This is a genomic window from Clostridium sp. MT-14 (genome assembly GCF_042436595.1).
Lineage (GTDB): Bacteria > Bacillota > Clostridia > Clostridiales > Clostridiaceae > Clostridium_B > Clostridium_B aromativorans.
On sequence record NZ_JBHMIY010000018.1, the window covers coordinates 59,821 to 75,821 of the forward strand.

Sequence of the window (16,001 nt, forward strand, 5' to 3'; positions counted from 1 at the left end):
TTTTGTCAAGGGGGAAAATTAATTATGTCAAGTGAACAAAAAACAACAGATCGATCGGTTTTATATGTTTCTGCAGGCATAGCTCTGATATTTGTAGCATTTAGTATAATCCTGCCTTCTCAAATGGCCAAAGGAGCCAATGGTGTGTTATCATTTCTAACTACTAATTTTGGTTGGCTATATCTCATGTCGGCGTTTATCTTTACAATAGTTCTATTTGTTATTGCTCTCAGTCGTTTTGGCAATATCAAACTAGGGTTGGATGATGAAAAACCGGAATTTACAAACTTCCAGTGGTTTACTATGCTATTTGGGGGAGGAATGGGCATAGGGATGGTTTTCTGGGCGATTGCTGAACCGATAACTCATTATATGTCACCACCTGTGGGGCAACCAGGGACTCCGCAAGCTATGCATGATGCCATGCGAATTGTATTTAATGATTTTGGTATTCATGTATGGGTTATTTATGCGATTTGTGGTTTAGCTCTGGCCTATTTTCAGTATCGCAAAGGCCTTCCATGCTTAATCAGCTCAGCTTTTTATCCAATACTTGGTGAGCGCATTCACGGACCTATAGGTAAAGCCATCGACATAATAGCGGTATTTGCTACGATGTTTGGAGTAGCGACCAGTTTGGGACTAGGAGCTGATCAGATTGCCACAGGAGTAGAATATATCTGGGGAATTAAAGCGACACCTGGTATGACTGCTGTTGTTATCGCAATCATGACAGTGATATTCACAGCGGCTACCGTATCCGGACTGCATAAGGCTATGCAGGCTGTTGCTAATGTGAAGGTATGGCTTTCAATTGGATTTATGGTATTTATTTTCCTGTTTGGCGGAATGGTATTTATACTAAATATTTTTACTCAAACTATGGGTGATTATATTCAAAACTTTGTCGGACAGAGTCTGTGGATGGGCAATATTGAATGGACTAAAGCTTGGCCAGTATTCTACAGAGCTTGGTATATTGCTTGGGCAGCATTTGTAGGTCAGTTTATAGCACGTGTTTCCAAAGGACGTACTATTCGGGAATTCATACTTGCATCAGTCTTCCTGCCTTCTGGTTTCTGCTTTATATGGCTTGCAATCTATGGTGGAGCTGCGTTTAATCTAGATGCATTGTCACACGGTGCCATCCAGTTAGCTGTTAAATCCAATATCTCGACTGCCTTATTTGCAACATTGCAGCATATGCCGCTCTATTTCATCACTGCGCCGTTGGCAATTATCCTGATCATCGCGTCCTTTGCAGGAGCTGCTAATTCAGCGACCTATGTACTGAGTATGTTGACATCGGGAGGAGACCTGAATCCAAGTAAAAAATTATGCGGTTTTTGGGGAATTGCCCAGGGAGCTGTTACAATAATGCTTGTTCTAGTAGGAGGCACTGCTGCGATAAAGACACTTCAGACAGCTTCTATTGCTGCTGCATTTCCATTCATGCTGATTATGCTCGTCATGTGCTACAGTATATACAAGGCTCTTCGGCAAGAGAAAGTTTAAAGAAGAAATAGTAGTATCTGAAAATAGTGAATTAAAAGTAATTTACATCAATAGTAGGTAAATATTACTGAAATATTAGAAAAGAAGGTGTAGCATGAATAATATCTACGATATTGTCATAATTGGTTCTGGCCCTGCAGGACTTTCTGCAGCTTTATATGCAGCAAGGGCTAGAATGAAAACTTTGATACTGGAAGGAAGTAAAGTGGGTGGGCAGATTGTAATTACAGATGAAGTAGCTAATTATCCGGGCTCAGTAGAAAAGGCCACCGGCCCCAGCCTGATTGCCAGAATGGAGGAGCAGGTTGAGAGCTTTGGAGCAGAAAGAAAAAAAGATGAAATAAAAGAGGTGGATTTTAGCGGAAAAATAAAAAAGCTAAAGGGAATTAAAGAAGAATACCAGGCTAAAGCTGTAATTATTGCAACTGGAGCTACTCCAAGGCATATTGGATGTCCTGGGGAGAACCAGTTAATTGGTAAAGGTGTATCTTACTGTGCAACTTGTGATGCAGAATTTTTCGAAGATTTAGAGGTGTTTGTAGTAGGAGGTGGTGATTCAGCTGTTGAAGAAGCTATATATCTGACGAGGTTTGCCAGAAAGGTCACTATAGTTCATAGAAGAGATGAACTCAGGGCAGCAAAATCCATACAGGAAAAAGCCTTTAAAAATCCCAAAATTGAAATAATGTGGAATTCAGTGATAACAGAGTTAAAAGGTGATGGATTGCTGCAGTCTGCTGTATTTAAAAATACGAAAACTGGAGAAACAAATGAGTATTTTGCTGACGAGGACGACGGCACATTTGGAGTATTTGTTTTTGTTGGCTATTTGCCTATTAATGGTTTATTTAAGGACAAAATTAAAATGAACAAGGCGGGATATATTATAACAAATGATAAGATGGAAACCAATATTGAGGGAGTATTTGCAGCCGGAGATATTAGGGAAAAACCGCTGAGGCAGGTAGTTACAGCTGCGGCAGACGGAGCAATAGCAGCTGTACAGGCTGGGAAATATATAGAAAATAATTTTGAAGAATAGAGGGTGATGTTAAAATGTTAATGTTAGATAAAAATACATTTAAAGAAGAAGTTTTGGAAGCCAAGGGATATGTGCTTGTGGATTACTTTGGAGATGGCTGCGTACCCTGCCAGGCATTAATGCCGGATGTAGAAGAACTATCAAAAAAATATGACAAACAGGTGAAGTTTTGTAAACTGAATACTTCAAAGGCCAGAAGGCTGGCTATTTCCCAGAGAGTACTCGGCCTTCCCACAATTGTTCTCTATAAAGATGGAGAAAAGCTGGAAGAGGTCATAAAGGAAGATGCCACAAAAGCAAATATCGAGACAATGATTACAAAAAATGTAAATATCTAATGTAATTAAGGAGGGAAAGACAATGAGCTTATTGGAAGGAAAAAAGGTAATTGCAATAGGAGACAGGGACGGCATACCCGGCCAGGCTATTGAAGCCTGCGCAAAGTCAGCCGGAGCAGAGGTTGTATTTGCCTCTACAGAATGTTTCGTTTGAACAGCTGCGGGAGCTATGGATCTGGAGATCCAACAGAGAGTAAAAGATTTGACAGAAAAATATGGAGTAGAAAATGTAGTTGTAATTTTAGGAGGAGCAGAGGCAGAAGCATCAGGACTTTCAGCAGAAACAGTAAGTGCAGGGGATCCAACATTTGCAGGGCCGCTTGCAGGGATAGCATTAGGTCTTGGTGTATATCATGCAGTAGAACCGGAAGTCAAGGCAGAGTTTGATCCGGCTGTTTACGATGAACAGTGTGGTATGATGGAGATGGTCCTTGACGTGGATGAAATTATCAGCGAGGTAAAAACTGTCAGAGACAGTTATTCAAAATACAACAAATAGTCCATATCATTATTTAATTACTAGAAAATGGCATGCAGAGATGTATGCTGTTTTCCAGTATAAATTAATTCAAATTATTAGGGAGGGTTTTTTTAATGAGTTTTCCAGTAATCAAAAATGCTGCATATGTATTAGTGAACACACCAGATATGGTAATACATAATGGCACTACTCAAACGTTAGAAAGAGAAACAAATCCGGAGTCGGAGTATTTAAAAGAAGTTCCTAATCACTTAAGATCATTTGAAGATGTAGTCAGTTATGCGCCAAATCAAACTTATATAGGAAACGTGACTCCAGAAGAGTTAAGTGAAAGAAAAAGGCCCTGGTACAATGAAAAAGTTGATGGTGCATCGAGGTTTGGCAAGTTTGGAGAAATAATGCCTGAAGATGAATTCTACGGGCTGCTCAAGTTGAGTGACGTATTTGATCTTGTCTTACTGGAAGAAGATTTTACTGAAACAATTAGAGAAAAGTTTAAGGCACGTCCGTTTTTAAGTAAGAAAGCAGATGAATTAAAAAAAGGGGTTCCTATAACTGACATAGAGAAATTAACAGAAGCTCACATAGCTGAGGGTTTATATTTAAATGACAAGCTTGTAGGATGTGTAAAAAGGGCACATGAATTTGATAAAAACTTGACTTCACATATAATGGTTGAAAATTTGTCAGTTAAAGCATCAGGAGTTCTTGCTCTAATGCATTTAATTGAAAATTCGGGGATAGATGTGAATGAAGTGGAGTATATGATTGAATGCTCAGAAGAGGCTATTGGAGACATGAATCAAAGAGGTGGTGGAAATATAGCCAAAGCCTGCGGTGAGATTGCAGGAATTAAGGGTGCTACTGGTGTGGATATGAGAGGTTTTTGTGCTGGGCCTTCACATTCAATCGTTGCTGCGGCGGCACTGGTCAAATCGGGAGTCTATAAAAATGTTATTGTGTTTGCCGGCGGTTCCACTGCTAAGCTTGGAATGAATGGTAAGGACCATGTTAAAAAGGGATTGCCGGTTTTAGAAGATTGCCTGGGAGGTTTTGCGATACTGATATCGGAAAATGATGGTGTAAGCCCTGTATTGAGGACAGATGTTATTGGAAGGCACAGCATATCGCATGGTGCCGCACCACAGGCGGTGCTGGAAGCACTGGTTTTGGATCCACTGACTAAAAATGGACTGAAGATTACTGATGTTGATAAGTTTGCACCGGAACTTCAGATACCTGATATAACTGAACCTGCAGGAGCAGGAGATGTTCCAACTCAAAACTATAAGATGATAGGAGCTCTTGCAGTAAAAAATAAACAGCTGGATAGAAAAGAGCTGCCCAACTTTGTAAAGGAACATGGATATCAGGGATATGCACCGACACAGGGACACATACCGTCAGGGGTACCTATAATTGGACATGGCATTGAACATATAAAATCCGGAAAATTAAATAATTTTATGTTAATAGGAAAAGGGAGCTTGTTTTTAGGTAGAATGACTAATTTATTTGATGGAATTTCAATTTTGGTTGAAAAAAATAATGGTGTTGAGGATAAAAGTGCTGAAGTTTCAAAAGAAGAGATTAAAAGTATGATAGCTGAAGGATTGAAGAAATTTGCGGCACAAATGATTGAAGAATAATACATGCTGATTTATGTCAAAAGGTGAACTCAATAAAGTATTGGGAAATAGAAAATTACTAACTAAAAGGAGGGAGCAAAGTGGATCAAACTAAAAAGGTGATTGCAGAAGTGTTTGATGAAATAGCAGATGGAATAATAAATGGAAGTTTTGGAAAAAGAGTTAAAATTGGATTGACCACATTTGGTTCAGAACATGGTATTAGCGAGATGAGTAAAGCTGCAGAACTTGCCAAGAGCAAATATGGTGACTTTGATATAGTTCTTATAGGACCTAAAACTGAAGGGAATTTTGATACAGTTGAAGTTGCAGATGCTGAAGAAGGGCATAAAAAAATGCTGGAATTGCTGGATAATAAAGTAATAGATGGATGTGTCACTCAGCATTTTGACTTTCCTATAGGAGTTTCTACAGTTGGGAAAGTGGTTACCCCGGGTCTGGGAAAAGAAATGATACTTGCCACGACTACAGGAACAACAGCTACCCATAGAGTTGAGGGAATGATCAAAAACACTATAAATGGAATAGCTGTTGCAAAAACCTGTGGTATCAAAGATCCCAAGGTTGGCATATTAAATGTAGATGGAGCCAGAGGTGTCGAGAGAGCACTTAAGAAACTGCAAAGCCGGGGATACAAGTTTACCTTTAGTGAGTCCTTAAGAGCCGATGGAGGTTCAGTTATGAGGGGGAATGACCTTTTGGCAGGAACACCAGATGTCATGGTTTGCGATTCTTTAACGGGTAATTTACTTATAAAGATATTTGCATCATTTACAACAGGGGGAAATTATGAAACTACTGGATACGGGTACGGCCCGGGAGTAGGAGAAGGTTATGATAAGGTAATTAATATAGTGTCTAGAGCATCTGGAGCTCCATTAATTTGTGAGGCATTAAAATATTGTGCACTTTCTGCAAAAAATAATCTGGTGCAGCTTGCTGATATTGAGTATAAAAATGCCAATGCAGCAGGGCTGAAAGAAATAGTAGGAAAAATACTTGAAAAGGATAAGGGTGCAGTTACTGAAGAAGAAGTTGAAATACCGCCTAAAAAAGTAGTAACCTATGCTATTCCAGGAATTGATATACTTGAACTTGAAAATGCATGTAAGACACTTTGGAAGGAAGGTATATATTCAGAAAGTGGTATGGGCTGTACCGGTCCTGTAGTTTTGGTAAGTGAAGAAGAAAGTAAAAATGCCGTTGATTTACTTGTAAAGAAGGGATTTAAATAGTACAAATTAAAGATAGCTTTATCCCTGTTTATATCTTTAATATTTTCCGATGATTCTGTATGCGTAAAAGGGTGATTTTATGAAAGAAAAAGTGAGGATATGGACTAGACAAAATGAGAGGATTCTTGATATTTTGAAAAACGAAGGAAGGTATGTTGTAAAGAGGGAGTATATAGAAAATAAACTGGAAGATTGTGCAAAGTACTATTTTGAAGTGTATTCATGGTATACCAGAGAAGCAAGCAAAATAGTTCCAAAGCCTGAGGATGTAAAATATCCTGTCTGGGTTTCAATAACTTCCGATTTTATGCTTCAGCATACACCCGGCACGGTTATATTAGAGCTCTTAGTAGAGCGGGATTTGATTATTGTAATGGATGCTGAAAAATGGGATAGAGTAGTTAACTTATGGTATGTTCCACTGGATAAAAAAGATGAAGATGAATATGATAAAAAACTTAAAAATTATGGAATATCAAATTGCTCAAATGCGTATATCAGCAGTTTTTATCCTCATCTTAAAAATGAGATAATTAAAAGCTGGGATAGATTATTTGACAATTCCTATTCGTTGTCAGATTTAAAGCAGGGCACAATCTGGGAGGTGAAAAGAGAATGGGTGCAAAAAATAATAAAGTGATACTGTATACTTCCCAGAGTTCGGTGGTTGTCAAATCATTGATGGAACAAAAGATATGTCATGTAAAAAGAGAGTATATTGTAAAAAAGTATCAGGAAGTTTCCCAAATATTTTTGGAAGCATACGATTGGTATATAAGCAAAGCGCGGAATATTGTAGAGAAGCCTGAACATGCCGAGTATCCATTTTGGACATTTACTGAAATAGACTATGCTGGATGGTATCCGGGCAATTATTTGCTTTGTTTGAATGTTCCTATCGAAAAAATTATTTTTTTTAAAATTGAAGATTGGAACAAGATTTTAAATCTAAAATATTTATCTGTCAGTAAAGAAGATGGAAAAGAGTATGAGTGTATGCTTGCAAAGCAAAATATTTCCATTGAGTCAGATATATTTACCAAACCTTTTTATCCAAATTTGAAATTGAAAGTAAAAAAAAGTTGGGATAATTTGTTTAAGTATGATAAACTGGTGAAATCGGGAATTATGCATGTAGGAACTATGCAGGCAGCATTATGGGAACTTAAAAAGGAATGGATTAGCTATATTAAAGAAGAGAAGTAATGATAACAGAGCTTTCTAGATTAATAAGTAAAAATACTGGAGAACAGTTTGGACAAGTGATTCTTAGGTTCAGATGGAGTTTGCTTATAAGGAATGATTTTCTCCATCTGAACTTTATTAACAGTATTCTTAGTGTATTTAGCACTTAGAATACGTTAACTATATTCTTTTGCTTCACGTAGTCATATATGTCTTGATAGAATCCCCCAAAAATACTATTATATATATTAATATATTTATTTATGAATGTGATTAGTCAAAAATTAGTCAAAACTTAGGAAAAATGAATTTAAAAATTATCTATTATATATCTATTTAAAAACAAAATAAGTTTAATTGATACTTAGAATTATGATAAGATTTTGAATAAAAAATTAACTAAATATGAAAATCATTGAGATATCCTGTGTTATAGCTAATATAGAAATTAAAAAGAAATAAATAATTGAGTCTTATTATTAGTGAATAATTAATCAATATATTGCCAAAATTATAACAATTGAAAGTTTTTATTGACATTGTATTCAAACAGTAATATCATATATCATAAAGACGTCAAATATTTAAGAAGTGATTTTTGATGTAGATAGAACTGTTGATGCATCACATAAACATAAAGGTTTCAGCAAACTTGTTTTTACTGGTTTTACCGAGGTGGGTTATGAAGTTGCAAGAGAAACTGCAAATAAATTGATACCTGCAGCTCTTGAGTTGCTAAGAATATATTTATAAATATATCTAAAAATAAATTGGGAATGTATTGATATGGAGGGCGTAGTTTTATTTACTTGAAATAAAAATTAAATTATAGTATTGATAAGGAGGAATTAGAAAATGGAAAGATTCACAATACCGAGAGATGTTTACTTTGGTAAAAATTCTTTAGAACATTTAAAAGATCTGGAGGGCCATAGAGCTGTAATTGTCGTAGGTGGAGGCTCCATGAAAAGGTTTGGATTTCTGGATAGAGTTGAATCCTATTTAAAAGATGCCAATATTGAGTTCAAGCTAATTGAGGGAATTAAACCGGATCCATCTGTTGAGTCCGTTATGGAAGGTGCCAAAATTATGAGGGAATATGGGCCTGATTGGATAATAGCAATGGGCGGAGGTTCGCCTATTGATGCAGCCAAGGCCATGTGGGTGTTTTATGAATATCCCGACTTTACATTTGAAGAGGCAGTAGTTCCTTTTGGAATACCTAAGCTGAGGAAAAAGGCAAAATTTATAGCCATACCTTCTACCAGCGGAACGGCTACCGAAGTGACCTCTTTTGCTGTGATAACTGATTACAAGACGCAGATAAAATACCCTATGGCGGATTTTAATTTAACTCCTGATATAGCTATAATAGATCCGGCACTTGCAGAGACCATGCCTAAGAAACTTGTGGCATATACTGGAATGGATGCATTGACCCATGCAATAGAAGCTTATGTAGCAAGCTTACATTCTGATTTTTCGGATCCACTTGCACTTCATGCTATAGAGATGATTAACAAATACTTATTGAAATCCTATAAAGGAAATATGGAAGCCAGGGGTCATATGCACATAGCTCAGTGTCTGGCTGGCATGGCGTTTTCGAATGCACTTCTGGGGATAACCCATAGCATGGCCCATAAGACCGGTGCTGTATTTCACATACCACATGGATGTGCCAATGCCATATTTCTGCCATATGTGANCAGGGGTCATATGCACATAGCTCAGTGTCTGGCTGGCATGGCGTTTTCGAATGCACTTCTGGGGATAACCCATAGCATGGCCCATAAGACCGGTGCTGTATTTCACATACCACATGGATGTGCCAATGCCATATTTCTGCCATATGTGATAGATTTCAATAAGGATGCATGCCCTGAAAGATATGCAGAAATAGCTAGACTTCTTAAACTTTCTGGAGATACTGAGGAGGAACTCACAGATTCCCTTACTGATATGATTAAAAATATGAATAGAAAAATGAATATTCCCCTTACATTAAAGGATTATGGAATAAGCGAAAGTGATTTCAAGGATAATTTGGATAGAATATCTCATAACGCCATGGAAGATGCCTGCACTGGAGCTAACCCTGCAAAGATAACTGAAGAAGAGATGAAAAAGTTGTTCCAGTATATATATGAGGGTAAAAAAGTTGACTTTTAAATGAGTGATTTTATATTTTGAGGAGACCCTACGTAGATTTTATACAATATAAACATAGATAGCTACTATATTATGTGGTGGATATCTATGTTTATTTTTTTTAATAACTTTTATTGGTCAACGTATCTAGATTTGGAATAAAATATTCGTTACACAAAATGTTGACTAATAACTCCTGTTCAATACTTGATTGAACAAATTGCGAGGAACGTCTGTGTAAATAACAAGTTTGAACAAATTTGACAATGATCTATAAAAAGTTCGAACATATTTAATTTATTTTTTATATGTATAAAATTTGTAGAGAGATGTATATGAATTAAGCAAAATAAGATATTATGCCTAAAAAAAGGGCTTATAGAAGTTGAACTAGTAAAATATGAGAGCTTAAAAAAATAATTATTATACTAATACTGTAAAGTTACACAAAAAAGTTTATAAATAGTGTATAATAAAAATGTATTCTGATTCTTTAGAATTATATATCCATTATTTAATTTTTTATAGGAGGGATAAGAAATGGAAAACGCAAAAAGAAGGCCATTTGGATTTTATGTATGTTCATTTGCCTTCACATTGGAAAGGTTTTCATTCTATTCGGCAAAATGGCTGCTCACAATATTTGTGGCCACCGCTGTAGCTAGTGGAGGGCTCGGTCTTACCACTGCCGATGCAGCAAAGATGTCTGCAAACCTAGTTGCCTTCACTTATCTTGCCCCATTAATTGGGGGATTTATATCTGACCGTCTAATAGGCGCCAGATACCTTGTTCCAATTGGAATGATTTTGATGGGGGCAGGCTATCTGGTTGGATGGCAGGCTTCAAGTGCCGCCATGATCAACATTATGATTGTTTTGGTATCTATTGGCACCGGATTGTTCAAGTGCCAGACCAACGCTATTACAGGAAGACTATTTAATGACCCAAAACAGCTGGATTCCGCATTTTCTATTCAATATTCTTTTGTCAACATTGGCTCTTTTATCGGTACTACAATTATAGGTGTACTTGCAGGAAGTAAAGGTTATACTTTTTGTTTCCTGATTTGTGCCATAATGATGTTTCTTGATGCTGTCTGGTTTATTTTCGGGTGGAGATTCCTGGGGGAAGCAGGCAAAAGGCCGTTCAAAGTTGATGAACGTAAAGAGAAAAAGGAAAATAAACCTGCAGAAGAGAAGAAACCTCTTACAACAATAGAAAAGAAAAGAGTGGCTGCCATAATTCTGGTATCTTTCTTTTCTGTAATATTCTGGGTATTCTGGTATCTGGCGTATATGCCTGTATACTTCTACTGGGGCGGAGACCATGCAGCTGCCAACTGGATGATAGGTAGTTTCCAGGTTCCAACATCTTGGTTCGATTCATTAAATGGATTGATGTGTATCACGCTGGGGCCGGTTCTTGCTGGATTGTGGGCAAAATTAGCCAGAAGACCTCAAGGGGATTTGAGCATGTTCAAGAAAACTGCTTTGGGAATGTTGTTATTGGGATTATCCTATGTAATATTTGCAATGGCTGATGTTACAAGAGGAGGACATCTTGCATCGCTTGGGTGGATTGTTGCATTTGGTGTTGTATTGTCTTTTGGTGAAATGGTATTTTCACCGCTGGGAAACTCATTCATCAGTAAATTTTCTCCACCTAGATTATTATCCAGTATGATGAGTGTTTGGGTACTTGCTGTGTTCTTTGCAGCAAAATCTTATGGATGGATATATGAATTTACATTGAAATTTAAATTTGCTCCCACATACTTCATAATTGCAGCTATTGCTATTACAGCTGGTATTATTCTTTGGTCATTAGATAAAAAATTGAACAGTCTGGTTATAAAAGACGAGGAATCAAGTAATCAGGTTAGCTAATGAATTAATTATTGGAAGGCAATAATATGAATGCAAAAAGAGTGAACAGAACACTGAAATCAATGAAGTATCGTCAATGCAAATAGATTGTAAGGAGGTTATTTATGAAGATTACTGAAGGCTATATGCCCTATTTAGAATATAAAACTTATTATCGTATAGTAGGTGAATGTACAGGAAATAAAAAACCGCTGCTTTTATTGCACGGCGGTCCCGGCTCCACTCATAATTACTTTGAAATGCTCGACAAGTTGGCAGAAGATGGGCGTGCAATTATCATGTATGACCAGCTGGGATGCGGATTGTCTGCAACACCCTCACGCCCTGATTTGTGGTGTGCAAAGACATGGATTGAAGAATTAATCCAACTGCGTAAGTACTTATCCCTAGATGAAATCCATTTATTAGGACAATCTTGGGGTGGAATGCAGGCAATTCAATATGCTTGTGAATACAAACCGAAGGGAATTAAAAGTTATATACTATCCAGCACTCTACCATCTGCCTCATTGTGGGAAAAAGAACAGCGTAGAAGGGTCACGTATCTTCCACAAAAAATGCAGGATGCTATTGCAGAAGCAGAAGAATCCGGCGATTATTCATCAAAGGAGTATAAGGATGCAGAAGCAGAATTCATGCGACGTTACTGTGCAGATCCAGTAGGTCCGGATTCACCAGAGTGTTTAAAGCGTCCAAAAGTTACCGGGACAGAGTCTTATATAACTGCATGGGGACAAAATGAATTCACTCCAACAGGTACATTAAAAGACTTTGATTTTATGGAACAAATTGAAGATATTCAAGAGCCTTGCTTAATTATCAGCGGTCTTCTTGATCTCTGCTCTCCACTTATTGCAAAGACGATGTATGATAAGATTCCGAATTCAAAGTGGGAATTATTTGAATTCAGCCGTCATATGCCCTTTGTAGAAGAGAATGAGAAATATATAAAAGTGCTTAACAGATGGCTGAATGAGAATGATTAATTTTCTATTACAGTGAGATAACTGTTGTGATATAATTGTAATCTTTTAGCAGCAAAAACTTTTCTAGTTTTTGCTGCTAATGTTAAATGATTTTATAATGAATCAATCTGCTTTGACAGCAAATTATAAAATGAAAGGGAGTAATAAACATGAGTGGAAACAAAAAAGAAGTGATTTCAAAACTTAGGGTACTTATGAAAGAAAATGGATTAGATGCTTATATCATTCCATCTTCAGATAATCATCAAAGTGAGTATGTAGGAGAATTTTTTAAGGCAAGGGCCTATGTATCAGGGTTTACGGGCGATGCTGGAACAGTTGTCATTACAAGGGATGAAGCAGGACTTTGGACTGATGGAAGGTTTTTTCTGCAAGCTGAGTATCAACTTAAAGGTAGTGGAATCAAGCTCTTTAAAATGGGTAATCCAGGCGTGCCTACCGTATTTGAATATTTGGAAGCTGAAATGCCCAATAATGGGAAGCTGGGATTTGATGGCCGTCTTATTCCCGTACAAGAGGGAGAGGAATTGATCCAGAAGCTTGCTGATAAGAATGTATCGGTGGAATATAACTGTGATCTTGTTGGCCAAATATGGGGAAATCGTCCTAAATTGGCAAATGAACCTGTTTTCCTTCTCGAAGAAAAGTATTCTGGTGAAAGCACAGCATCCAAATTGTGCAGACTGAGAAACACAATGAAAGAAGCAGGGGCAAATTACCATGTGATCACAACTTTGGATGATATTGCATGGCTACTTAATATACGTGGAAATGACGTTATGTATTCACCATTGGTTCTCTGCTATGCTGTTGTTTCCATGGAAAAAGTATATTTGTTTATTGAGGAAAGCCGGATTGATGCTAAAGTTAAAGAATCTTTAGATAGAGATAATGTAGTGTTAAAGCCCTACAACGATATTTATGAATATGTCAAGAGCTTTAAGACTGAAGACACGGTGCTTATAGATCCAGATCGTATCAATTATGCACTGTATAAGAATATTCCAGTTCATACTAAAAAAATAAAAGTGGATAATCCTACTGTTCTGTTCAAATCCATTAAAAATTCTGTGGAACTTGCCAATATTGAAAAAGCTCACGTTAAAGACGGAGTTGCTATTACGAAATTCATGCACTGGTTAAAAACAAATATAGGAAAAATAAAAATCACGGAAATCAGTGCTTCTCAAAAATTGGAGGAGTTCAGAAAAATGCAGGATAATTACTTGTGGCAAAGTTTTGAACCGATTTGTGCTTTTAAGGAGCATGCAGCTATGATGCACTATACTTCTACATCTGAAACGGATGTAGAACTTACAAAAGGATATTTCTTCTTAACGGATACTGGTGGAAACTATCTTGAAGGTTCAACGGATATCACAAGAACATTTGTCCTTGGTGAAGTGAACAAGGAGCTTAAACACCATTTCACAGTTGTAGCCAGAAGTATGATGAATCTGGCGCGTGCTAGATTTTTATATGGATGCAAAGGTTACAATTTAGATGTGTTAGCTAGAGAACCCATCTGGAGTTTAGATATAGATTATAAATGTGGAACTGGCCATGGTGTTGGCTATTTGCTAAATATTCATGAGGCTCCCAGCGGTTTCAGGTGGTATGTTGTACCATCCAAGCATGAAACTCATGTATTGGAGGAAGGTATGGTGATAACTGATGAGCCTGGTATTTATATAGACGGCTCTTATGGCATTCGATTAGAGAATGAACTTATTGTTAGAAAAGGAATTCAAAATGAATTCGGGCAATTCATGTACTTTGATCCTGTAACGTATGCTCCAATTGACTTGGATGCCATAGACCCAGAAGACCTTAGCCGCGATGAGAAGGTGTATTTAAATAGTTATCATAAACTTGTGTATCAGAAGTTAGCACCTTATTTAACTGAGGAAGAGCAATCCTGGTTAAAATTGTATACAAGAGAAGTTTAAAGGATTGGATGATATATAATCTTGTAAAAGATACGAACATATGATAAAATAAATCTACATATTTGGTTATATATGTATGTTTTGTACTGTTGACAATGTATTGAAAAGTATTCAATTAACGAGGAGAGGATAGATAAAATGTCTATTATTTTGCTGAGATGAATAAAAAATTATGATTGAAGGGTTAAATATGAAAATATCTGAAATTATGAAGCAAAAAATGAGCTTTTCCTTTGAAGTATTTCCGCCTAAAATGGATCAGCCTATGGATAATCTTTTAGACACCTTAGAACATCTTTATGTTTTTAATCCTGATTTTATTAGTTGTACTTATGGTGCTGGTGGAACAAATGCAGGGCGGAATGTTGAAGTTTGCAGGGCTATTAAAAAAAGTGGAAGGACTATTCCTGTAACTCATTTTACATGTATTGGCAATACAAAAAAAGACATAAAAAAAAGTCTGCAGACGTATTTGGATATGGGCATTGATCACATTTTGGCATTACGCGGTGATTTCCCAAAGGGCTGGGAAGGAACGAGGGGTGATTTTGATTATGCAAATGAATTAGTTGCATTTATTAAGAAAAATTTTCCTGAATTTTGTATTGCTGTAGCAGGTAATCCGGAAAAGCATTTTCAAGCGGACTCTTTTGAAGAGGATATTGCCCATCTTCGCGTGAAGCAGGATGCAGGTGCCGATTATATAATGACTCAATTGTGCCATGATGTAGATCAGTATAAATGGTGGGCTGAGAAAATTCGAAAATCAGGTATTTTACTGCCAATCGATGTGGGGGTAATGCCGGTACTTTCAAAAGATCCTATCATTCGCATGACAGTTTCTAATGGCAGTGCGATTCCAAGAGAATTGGCAGAAATAATTGCAAGATATGGTGATAATCCAGAGGATTTTAAAAAAGCAGGAAAAGAATATACGGTAAAGCAAATTTATAGATTCATAAATGCAGGAATAAACGGACTTCATATTTATTCTCTAAACAGGCGGAAAGACATAACCGACATTTTAGATGAATCTGGTATCCGAAATTTAAATGAACCGTTAGAATAGATATAGAACAATTAGTTATAAACATGTCAATAATATTATTTAAATACGAAAGATTAATGAAGGCCCCATCTTTTTAAGATGAGACCTTTTAACTCATTCAATTTATTTATAAATATGAATCAAGTTGGCGAGAAAATAGTATTGTTTTTTTAATTGTCCTCCATTGTTTTTTCGATACTTGAAATAAAATCACTGGCTTTTATATTTAAACTTTTGCAGATTTTAAAAATTGTGTTTAAAGTAGGATTTCGCTTTTCGCACTCAATCATGCTGATATAAGTTCTGTCAATATTACATTTATGAGCAAGATCCTCTTGAGATAATCCACATTTTATTCTGCGGTTTTTTAAAGTTATAGCAAGTGCATTTTCTAATGTCACGTAAACCACCTCTTAAATATAATTCTAAAAAAAATGTTGCAATTTGTCTGCATACTATAGTCTACAATGAGCGATTTTTATGATATAATTTAACCTGTTGTGCTAAAAGATAAATTTTCATAAATAGGATATAT

14 protein-coding genes are annotated in these 16,001 nt (G+C 36.5%); 13 read left to right on the forward strand and 1 reads right to left on the reverse strand.

Features of this window, described 5'->3' with window-relative positions; genetic code table 11:
- The first annotated feature begins 24 nt into the window (after nucleotides 1-24).
- The 13 genes from ACFHWD_RS12955 to ACFHWD_RS13015 all read left to right on the forward strand — a co-directional run bounded on the left by ACFHWD_RS12955 (nucleotide 25) and on the right by ACFHWD_RS13015 (nucleotide 15,487).
- Nucleotides 25-1,515: a BCCT family transporter gene (locus ACFHWD_RS12955; RefSeq protein ID WP_150355786.1), complete on the forward strand. Its 1,491-nt coding sequence runs from the start codon at nucleotides 25-27 to the stop codon at nucleotides 1,513-1,515.
- 94 nt (nucleotides 1,516-1,609) lie between these two features.
- Nucleotides 1,610-2,557, forward strand: a complete 948-nt coding sequence (gene trxB / locus ACFHWD_RS12960) for a thioredoxin-disulfide reductase (protein ID WP_179977497.1) — start codon at nucleotides 1,610-1,612, stop codon at nucleotides 2,555-2,557.
- 14 nt (nucleotides 2,558-2,571) lie between these two features.
- On the forward strand, nucleotides 2,572-2,895 hold the full coding sequence (locus tag ACFHWD_RS12965; protein ID WP_150355784.1) for a co-chaperone YbbN: 324 nt from the start codon (nucleotides 2,572-2,574) through the stop codon (nucleotides 2,893-2,895).
- Nucleotides 2,896-2,917: 22 nt separating this feature from the next.
- Nucleotides 2,918-3,394 (forward strand): glycine/sarcosine/betaine reductase complex selenoprotein A, encoded by a 477-nt coding sequence (gene grdA, locus ACFHWD_RS12970; RefSeq protein ID WP_150355783.1) that lies wholly within the window; start codon nucleotides 2,918-2,920, stop codon nucleotides 3,392-3,394.
- Between the two features lie 95 nt (nucleotides 3,395-3,489).
- Nucleotides 3,490-5,025, forward strand: a complete 1,536-nt coding sequence (gene grdC, locus ACFHWD_RS12975; RefSeq protein WP_150355782.1) for a glycine/sarcosine/betaine reductase complex component C subunit beta — start codon at nucleotides 3,490-3,492, stop codon at nucleotides 5,023-5,025.
- An 80-nt stretch (nucleotides 5,026-5,105) separates the two neighbouring features.
- Nucleotides 5,106-6,260 (forward strand): glycine/sarcosine/betaine reductase complex component C subunit alpha, encoded by a 1,155-nt coding sequence (gene grdD, locus ACFHWD_RS12980; RefSeq protein ID WP_150355781.1) that lies wholly within the window; start codon nucleotides 5,106-5,108, stop codon nucleotides 6,258-6,260.
- A 79-nt stretch (nucleotides 6,261-6,339) separates the two neighbouring features.
- A complete protein-coding gene (locus tag ACFHWD_RS12985; RefSeq protein ID WP_179977496.1) occupies nucleotides 6,340-6,900 on the forward strand; it encodes a DUF3841 domain-containing protein in 561 nt (186 codons plus the stop codon).
- Entirely contained in the window at nucleotides 6,876-7,466 is a 591-nt protein-coding gene (locus tag ACFHWD_RS12990) for a DUF3841 domain-containing protein (protein ID WP_150355779.1), read from the forward strand. Before ACFHWD_RS12985 ends, ACFHWD_RS12990 begins: the two co-directional genes overlap by 25 nt.
- A gap of 834 nt (nucleotides 7,467-8,300) precedes the next feature.
- Nucleotides 8,301-9,617 carry an iron-containing alcohol dehydrogenase gene (locus ACFHWD_RS12995; RefSeq protein WP_378062217.1) on the forward strand — a complete coding sequence of 439 codons (1,317 nt, stop codon included), beginning with the start codon at nucleotides 8,301-8,303 and terminating at the stop codon, nucleotides 9,615-9,617.
- 519 nt (nucleotides 9,618-10,136) lie between these two features.
- The gene (locus ACFHWD_RS13000; protein ID WP_150358396.1) at nucleotides 10,137-11,483 is read left to right on the forward strand and encodes a peptide MFS transporter; all 1,347 of its coding nucleotides are present in this window, start codon (nucleotides 10,137-10,139) and stop codon (nucleotides 11,481-11,483) included.
- Between the two features lie 104 nt (nucleotides 11,484-11,587).
- Nucleotides 11,588-12,469 (forward strand): proline iminopeptidase, encoded by an 882-nt coding sequence (pepI, locus tag ACFHWD_RS13005; protein ID WP_150358397.1) that lies wholly within the window; start codon nucleotides 11,588-11,590, stop codon nucleotides 12,467-12,469.
- Between the two features lie 149 nt (nucleotides 12,470-12,618).
- Complete coding sequence (locus ACFHWD_RS13010) at nucleotides 12,619-14,418, forward strand: aminopeptidase P family protein (protein WP_150358398.1); 1,800 nt, start codon at nucleotides 12,619-12,621, stop codon at nucleotides 14,416-14,418.
- A 190-nt stretch (nucleotides 14,419-14,608) separates the two neighbouring features.
- Nucleotides 14,609-15,487 carry a methylenetetrahydrofolate reductase gene (locus ACFHWD_RS13015; protein WP_179977495.1) on the forward strand — a complete coding sequence of 293 codons (879 nt, stop codon included), beginning with the start codon at nucleotides 14,609-14,611 and terminating at the stop codon, nucleotides 15,485-15,487.
- Nucleotides 15,488-15,636: 149 nt separating this feature from the next.
- Here the strand turns inward: ACFHWD_RS13015 and ACFHWD_RS13020 are convergent, their stop codons facing one another.
- Nucleotides 15,637-15,867, reverse strand: a complete 231-nt coding sequence (locus ACFHWD_RS13020; RefSeq protein ID WP_150358400.1) for a helix-turn-helix domain-containing protein — start codon at nucleotides 15,865-15,867, stop codon at nucleotides 15,637-15,639.
- Between the last annotated feature and the right edge of the window lie 134 nt (nucleotides 15,868-16,001).